This window comes from Streptomyces sp. NPDC057249 (genome assembly GCF_042669245.1).
GTDB lineage: Bacteria > Actinomycetota > Actinomycetes > Streptomycetales > Streptomycetaceae > Streptomyces.
Genome location: NZ_JBHUXS010000008.1, coordinates 368,296 through 375,373 on the forward strand (window position 1 = coordinate 368,296; position 7,078 = coordinate 375,373).

Here is a 7,078-nt window from a genome sequence, read left to right on the forward strand (position 1 = left end):
TGTGTCTGGCCGGACGGGCCGACTACGATGCCCGGTCACACTGACTTGACTCACCGAAGTTCGACCGGCGAGGGTCCGTCTCGTCGATGTTCGACCTCCGGGCTGCGGGGCGAACGAAAGTCAGCGTGTTCATACGACAGGAATTCAGGGGTTCGGGCAGAGGGCCCATGAGGCGGGCGCCGTCGGGCGCTCTGACATGATCACCGGCTATGAGCGACCTCGCTTTCGACGCCCTGTTGTGCGACCTGGACAACGTCATCCGCTTCTACGACCTGGGCGAGGTGAACCGCCAGGAGCAAGCCGCAGGACTCCCTTCCGGCACCACCATGGAGATCGCGTTCGCCCCCGAGCGGGACCTGCCGCTGCTGCTCGGCCGGATCAGCCGAGCCCAGTGGGCCGCATCCATCGCCGACGCCCTGGCCACCAAGGTGCCCGCCCAGCAGGCAGCCGCTCTTGCCTCGGCGTTCGCCCACGCCCCCTCCCGCGCGGACCGGCAGGTGGTCGAGCTGATCCGGCGGGTCCGCCGTAGTGTCCCGGTCGTACTGGTCACCAACGCCACCGTGTGGCTCGACGACGACCTTGCTCAGCTCGGTCTCACCGACCTGGCCGACCACGTGGTCAACAGCTCCCGTGTCCACATCGCCAAGCCCGACGCCGAGATCTACAAGATCGCCGCTGAGCACGCAGGCGTCCCCGCCCACCGCTGTGCCTTCGTCGACGACAGCCAGACAAACGTCGACGCAGCCCGCCGGGCCGGCATGACTGCCGTGCTCTACCGCGACATCTCCGACCTACGCCATCTCGTCGCCCCGATCATGGACGAGGTGGACCCGTCTCTCGTGTAGGGAAGGCGCGTGCACCCGTTCCGGCCGACAGCCCCCGGCGGTGTGCCGGCGACCCGGGTGAAGCCGCTCGGGGCGGTAAAGATGGTCCGGCCCGCAGGCCGTCGCAGACCTCCGTCACGAACGTGCGGTACGACGGCTCCGGCAGCACGACGGCGTGCTTCTTCTCCAAGACCCGCGCTGCCTCCCAGTCGGCCGACGGCGCGGCCTCGGGTCGAGAGGCGAGGACGTTACGCAGGACGTGCAGCCCGGCCGGAGCGCAGGTTTCCGGCTCCATGTCGATCACCATGCAAGATCCGAAAGAGGTGGCCCGGAGACTGTCTCTTTGAAACGTTCGTGAGATCGTCTTGCTCGTGATCGAGTCCTGGGTGATCAAGGACGACAGCCCTGTGACCGTCTCGTCCGACGCGGTGCTGGAGGCTCTTCGGACGAGGATCGACAGCGGGCAGCTTGAGACGTGGTTGGCCAGTTCGTCCGGCCGGTCGCTGGCCTTCGTAACGAATACCGAGCGTGCGATGGTGATGCTGTTCGACGGCGAGGGTGATCCGGGCGAGCACGCCGTGGACCCCGGGGCTCGGGGAGCGAGCGACGGGTTCGTCCTCGCCAACGGACAGGATGACGAGTACCCGGACGAGGACACTGTTCCCATCGGTGAGGCGTTCAGGCTCGTTAAGCAGATCGTTGGCACGGGCTCTTGGCCGGCGGACGCGCGCTGGGCAGTCGATCGCTGACGGCGGTCTATCGCCGGGCCAGATGCGGATGCGGCGAGGTGGGGTGCGGCCTGGGTAGGCGGTGGCGAGCTTGTCGGTCCGCATGGCCAGGCCGCGCCACTGACCTCACACGTCTCGGCCCCGTCGCGGACCGCCCGAGTACCGGCGGTGCGTACGGGCGGTGCTCACGCCGACACGCCGTTCAGTGGCAGTTCCACCAACCCGTACGCCACCACCGCGAAGGCCATCGCGACCGCCAGAGCCATCAGGCGTTCGCGCCACGAGCGGCCCATGCAGGGGAGTACGGCGAGGAGGGCGAAACAGGCGGTGGCCTCAGCGGTGTAGTGGAGGGTCCAGGCGAAGTGGATGCCCTCCATGCCGAAGACCCCCGGCAGGGCGGCCAGCCCCGTGATCCGGCGGCCGGCGGTGCGGCCTTGGTGCCACCAGTAGCCGGCCATGCCCATGAGAGGTCCCGCAATACAAGCCAGAGCCAGCCAGACCAGTGGGAAGAGCAGGTCCCCCATGCCGTCGCGGCCGTACTCCGCATAGCCGTAGTAGCCGACTACGAGGCATGTCTCGGCCAGTAGCCCGGCCAGCACCGGTGCCAGGGCTGACCCGCGCCGGGTCAGCGCCCCCGCAGCGAAGGCGGCCACACACCACACGGCCCCCGAGTTCGCGATCTGGCCAGAACTGCCGGGGAGCCACCCCTGGGCCAGGTTGGTCAGAACTCCGAAGAGGAGCCCTCCGGCCCCCGCCAGCAGATGCGGAAGCAGCGGACGCGCCCCCACCTTGCGCTGCGCAGGCTCGGGCCGGGGCGCTGCGTATGTCATGCCTTGCCTTCCTCGGGGGCACCGGTCCGCGCACTATACACAATATGTATACACGGGATGTATATGCGCTCGCCCCTTGCTCCCTCGCCCCTCGCCCCTCGCCCCGTGCTCAGCGAAGCGTCAGGCTCCCAGCACCCGCGCGGCGCGCGCGGCCTCCAGCCACTCGGGGAACTCCCGCAGAAGCTGGTCGAACAGCTGATCGTCGTCGACGGCCCCCGGAGTACGGCCGGCGTGGAAGAAGCCGGCGTTGTCGACGACGCGACGGGCGGGAACGGCGAGGGTGTCGAGTTTGCGCAGGAACGCGAACTCGTTGTCCTGAGGATCACCGAACCCGATGAACTGCCAGAACAGCGGCAGCCGGGCCGCTTTGCAGAGATATCGCTCAGCGGCGAACCTGCTGGTCGGCCCGCCATCGGTTTGGAAGACGACCAGGGCCGGGGCGCTGCTGCCGGAAGCCAGGTAGTGGTCTATGACCGCGTCCATCGCCCAGTGGTAGTTCGTACGGCCCATATGGCCGAGGCCCTCGTGCATCCTGCTGACGTGCCCGTGGTGCCGGCCCAGTTCCAGATCGGTGGACCCGTCGACGTCCGTGGAGAAGAACACCACCGGGACGATCCCGTCGTCATCCAGGTGGGCCGACAGGGACAGCACCTGCTCGGCCAGCCGCTGCATGGTGCCGTCCCGGTAGTAGGGCCGCATCGACCCGGAACGGTCCAGCACCAGGTACACGGCGGCGCGCGTCCCCTCCAGCCCGTGGGCGCGCACGCTGCTGCCCGCCGCCTCGTACAGGGGCACCAAGTCCGGTGCGTACTCGATCACCTTGGACAGGCTGATGGCCGGAACGCACTCCCGGCTGTTCGATGAACTCATGCCCCCATCCTGCAACCAAATGCGGGGTCGTCAGTCCGCCTATGTATCCGGTGATGGGGTACACGGGATGCACTTTCGATGAGAGGGGTTTCTCATGCTCGGCATAGTCGCGGCAGTGCTGTTCTTCGTCTCGTTCCTGATCAATGCGGCCGATGTCAGCACCAACGACGTGTTTTCCTCGACGAACGTCATGCTGCTGGGACTCACGGCTCTGGCCCTGCACGTGGCGGGCGTGGGCAACGGCTGGGCGCCCCGCAGGCGGTGACTCCCTTCCGGGTTCGCCGAGTGACCGTCGCGGAACCCGGAAGGCTCGTGGTCGGAACAATCCGGTTACGCGGTGTCAACTGCGGACGATGTCACCCGATTGGAACGTTCCTTTCGGCCGTGGGAGTCGTTGGGGAGTCTGGAATCGCGTCAGCGATCACGAGCGAACAATGCACCGCCGTCCCTGTACAGCCCGGCCCCATCTGCCATGCCGGCACAGTGGGGGCCCACGGTCGGCGAGGCTAGAGGAGGTTATGGATGTGCTCTCTGCTGGAGAGCTTCTTCGACACGATGGACGAGTTGCACGTCGACTTCCGCCGACGCCTTGAGGCCATCGAACGGGAGGCCTGGCCCGCACCGGTGCCGAGCGCCGGAACCGAACACGGGCACACTTCGCAGTCGGACAAGTTCGAGGAGATTCGGTATCCGCTCGGGCTGCGACCGCTCTGGACCGACGAGTACCCGTCGGCCGAGCCGGCGAAGAACATCGAGGCGCAAGGGCTCTCCGGCCCGGTCGCTCCGATCTTCGATGAACCGCCACCCGCAGAAACGATCGTCCGCGTCATGAAGAGGCAGGCAGGAACGATCCGCCGCGCCTAGACCAGGCGGTCAGCAGCTTTCCCGCCCGTTATGAGGAACACAGAGACTTTGACGAAGCTCATTGCAACCGTTCTGTTCACCACGGCATTCGTGCTGGGTACGGCAATGGCCGCCCCCTCGGATCTGACCGATTCCGCCGCCCACTTCATGAAGGACGAGGCCCCGTAAGCCAGTGACGCAGGGCGGCCCGTACAAGGGGCTGCGCGCACACGAAGGGGTTCTGCCGGGCGACTCTGGCGCGGCAGAACCCGTGCCCATGACCGTGGTGCCTGGCGGCCCCAACTGCTCTGCCGTCGGCGTGAGTAGCCTTCTGCCGGGCAGTCTGCCCCTCCCCGGGCCGGGACCGGCAGGTTCCTCGGGGTGGCCTTGTTGGGTACGTTTTTCCCCTCCGCGGCGGGGCCTGGACTGCGTGAAGCGCACACGGTGACGGCATCTCTCACGCTTGCCTTCATCACTGTGACCGCGGCGTCGGTGGTCCTCGTGCGGACAAGGTGACGGTCTCGGTCATGGCGACGGGGACGCCGGAAGGGCATGGAGCCCTCTGATCCCACGGGGCCCGCACCTCTGCGGACGGCGAAGGGCCGTCCGTCCCGGACGAGCCGGAATCGCCCCAGGGCCGGGAGGCCGACAACGACTGGCCCTCGGCCAGTTGCCCTCGACGCTCACCTCCAGGCCGGTGGAAGGCACTTGCTGACGCAGCCGGGTCGTGTCAGCGGATCGCAAGGGGGCCACCACAAGCTTCCAGGACGGCTTGACCTTGCCCCAAGGGGAAGGACAACAGTTTCTCCATGGATCGCATGAGCGGGCGGTGTGCGCTCGCCAGGTGGCAGGACGAAGAAGGAGGGGGCGAGTGACAGCAACTTGCGTCATTTTCGATATCGGTGGCGTGCTGGAGATCACGCCGGAGACGGGATGGGTGCAACGGTGGGAAGAGCGGCTGGGGCTGCCGCTGGGCCATGTGAATGAGCGGATGCGCGACGTATGGCGGGCTGGCAGCGTCGGAAGTATCAGTGAGCGAGAGGTGCACCGGCAAGTGGCAGCCCGCTTGGGGCTCGACCCCGCCCAAGTGGGGGCCTTCATGGCTGACGCCTGGGCGGAATACCTGGGAACGCCGAACGAGGAGCTCATCGCCTATGCGCGAGGGCTGCGGGGAGTCTGCCGACTGGGCATCCTCAGCAACAGCTTCGTCGGGGCCCGGGAGCGAGAATCTGCGCTGTACCACTTCGACGAACTGGTCGAGCATATCGTCTACTCACACGAGATCGGGATCGAGAAGCCCGACCTGCGAGCCTTCGAGGCGGCTTGCGCAACCTTGGACGTGCTGCCCGAGAACTGTCTCTTCATCGACGATGTCGCAGTCAACGTCGAGGCTGCCCGAGCAGCCGGCATGCAGGCCCATCTGTTCGAGGACAACGCCCGGACGATCACGCGCATCGCAGCTCATCTGGACGCCGGAACACGGGCTCCAGGGCGTGTCCCGCCCGGATGATGCCGGCCCGGCCGACGCTCAGCCGTCCCCGAACACGTCGGCGTCACACCCGCATCCGCCTCCAGCCCTTGCCGCACCCCAACAGCGTCTACGCCTGCCGGGTCACCGCCGCGTACACCTACCGGTAGCCGCCCGCATCCGCACCGGGCGCATGTGACCTCTCCCATCGGAGGCTGAATTCGGGAGGAAAAGGCAAAGCGGTGGATTGCGGCTGGTTGTGGTCAGTAGGATTTCATCTTTGATGACGAAGACGAGGGAGCTCAAGGGCTCAGAGGTACACCCAAGGCCGCGCGTAGCAAGGTTTCGCGAGGACGGGCACCAGGACAAGGCTCCGGTTCCGCACGCGCAACGACGGCAAGGACTGTGTCTGCGAGTGTCAGGGGGTATCTCCGACGCCTGTGTTTCCCGCTTCGTGGCCCAGCGGACTTCGGCCCGGCCGAGGCCTCCTCGGTCGGGCAGCCTCTCCGACCGTTCGGGCTACGCACGGTGGCTCGATCGCATTCCTTCAAGCCGTTTCGGCCTTGCGGACCGTCCGCCTCTCGCACTGATCGCGACCTCGCTGACCGCTCATTTACGCAACTTCACGCCCCCCTCCGCGAAAGGGAACCCATGACGCACATCGCGCTCGACAACGACCTTCCCGGCATCAGCGGGCTGATGGCCAACCGCCCGGACACCGCCGCCCCGCTGAACCAGCTCGCCGAGACGCTGCTGCGGGCGCCCGCCTCACTCCCGCAGGGCGAACGGGAGCTCATAGCGGCGTACGTCTCCCACCTCAACCGCACCCCGTTCTGCGCCGGGTCGCACGGAGCGTTCGCCGCCGCGCAGCTGGAGGACGGGCGTGCGGTCGTCGACGCGGTGCTGGCCGACCCGGCGACCGCCCCGGTCAGCCCCCGGCTGCGGGCGCTGCTCGCCGTGGCGGCCGAGGTCCAGGCCGCTGCCCGGCCCGTCACCGCCGCCGCCGTGGCGGAGGCCAGGGAGGCAGGCGCGAGCGACACGGATCTGCACGACACCGTGCTGATCGCGGCATCCTTCTGCATGTTCAACCGCTACGTCAGCTGCCTGGACACCGCCCTGCCCGAGTCCGACGACTACTACCTCGCATCCGCCCGCCGGATCACCACCGTGGGCTACGGCCGCCCCATGAGCGTTTCTTCCTGAGCTGCCGAGGACCGGCCCCTGGTCCACAGCACCAGAGTGCTGTGGACCAGGGGCCGGTGCCGTACTCGGCCACCCTCTCCGGGCCGGCAGGCCGGCGCCGACGACCTCGGCGATCGGCGCCGCGCGACGGCTGTTCCGGGCGACGCGGTCGGCCGTGAGCGCGAGCCCTCGCCGCCGTGGGATCGCGTCGAGGCCGCGGCGCAGCACTGTGTGTCCGGCGAGGAATCTCAATGATGAAGTCAAGCCGTCTGCGTGACCGGTGGGGCGGAGGTGAACAGCCTCTTGTCACGCAGCATCGCCCAGAGCACGTCG

General features: G+C 67.8%; 8 protein-coding genes and 1 pseudogene. 6 read left to right on the top strand and 3 right to left on the bottom strand.

Annotation, left to right across the window (positions count from 1 at the left end; genetic code table 11):
- Positions 1-209 precede the first annotated feature (209 nt).
- Positions 210-845 carry an HAD-IA family hydrolase gene (locus ACFUJY_RS18090; RefSeq protein ID WP_383300239.1) on the top strand — a complete coding sequence of 212 codons (636 nt, stop codon included), beginning with the start codon at positions 210-212 and terminating at the stop codon, positions 843-845.
- Positions 846-1,195: 350 nt separating this feature from the next.
- The gene (locus tag ACFUJY_RS18095) at positions 1,196-1,573 is read left to right on the top strand and encodes a hypothetical protein (protein ID WP_383300242.1); all 378 of its coding nucleotides are present in this window, start codon (positions 1,196-1,198) and stop codon (positions 1,571-1,573) included.
- Here the strand turns inward: ACFUJY_RS18095 and ACFUJY_RS18100 are convergent.
- The 3 genes and pseudogenes from ACFUJY_RS18100 to ACFUJY_RS18110 form a co-directional block, all read right to left on the bottom strand.
- Positions 1,562-1,675: pseudogene (locus tag ACFUJY_RS18100) on the bottom strand (IS5/IS1182 family transposase); the annotation flags it as partial. The gene ACFUJY_RS18095 and the pseudogene ACFUJY_RS18100 sit on opposite strands and share 12 nt — an antisense overlap.
- Before the next feature lie 62 nt (positions 1,676-1,737).
- Positions 1,738-2,382, bottom strand: coding sequence for a DUF6518 family protein (locus ACFUJY_RS18105; RefSeq protein ID WP_383300245.1), 645 nt, complete (start codon positions 2,380-2,382; stop codon positions 1,738-1,740).
- Positions 2,383-2,502: 120 nt separating this feature from the next.
- Positions 2,503-3,252, bottom strand: a complete 750-nt coding sequence (locus tag ACFUJY_RS18110; RefSeq protein ID WP_383300248.1) for a vWA domain-containing protein — start codon at positions 3,250-3,252, stop codon at positions 2,503-2,505.
- A gap of 94 nt (positions 3,253-3,346) precedes the next feature.
- Between ACFUJY_RS18110 and ACFUJY_RS18115 the strand changes: the two genes are divergently transcribed.
- From ACFUJY_RS18115 to ACFUJY_RS18130, 4 genes are all read left to right on the top strand, one after another.
- Positions 3,347-3,517, top strand: coding sequence for a hypothetical protein (locus ACFUJY_RS18115; RefSeq protein WP_383300251.1), 171 nt, complete (start codon positions 3,347-3,349; stop codon positions 3,515-3,517).
- 257 nt (positions 3,518-3,774) lie between these two features.
- On the top strand, positions 3,775-4,116 hold the full coding sequence (locus ACFUJY_RS18120) for a hypothetical protein (protein ID WP_383300254.1): 342 nt from the start codon (positions 3,775-3,777) through the stop codon (positions 4,114-4,116).
- 850 nt (positions 4,117-4,966) lie between these two features.
- Positions 4,967-5,605 carry an HAD family hydrolase gene (locus ACFUJY_RS18125; protein ID WP_383300257.1) on the top strand — a complete coding sequence of 213 codons (639 nt, stop codon included), beginning with the start codon at positions 4,967-4,969 and terminating at the stop codon, positions 5,603-5,605.
- 609 nt (positions 5,606-6,214) lie between these two features.
- On the top strand, positions 6,215-6,766 hold the full coding sequence (locus ACFUJY_RS18130) for a carboxymuconolactone decarboxylase family protein (protein WP_383300260.1): 552 nt from the start codon (positions 6,215-6,217) through the stop codon (positions 6,764-6,766).
- Positions 6,767-7,078 lie beyond the last annotated feature (312 nt).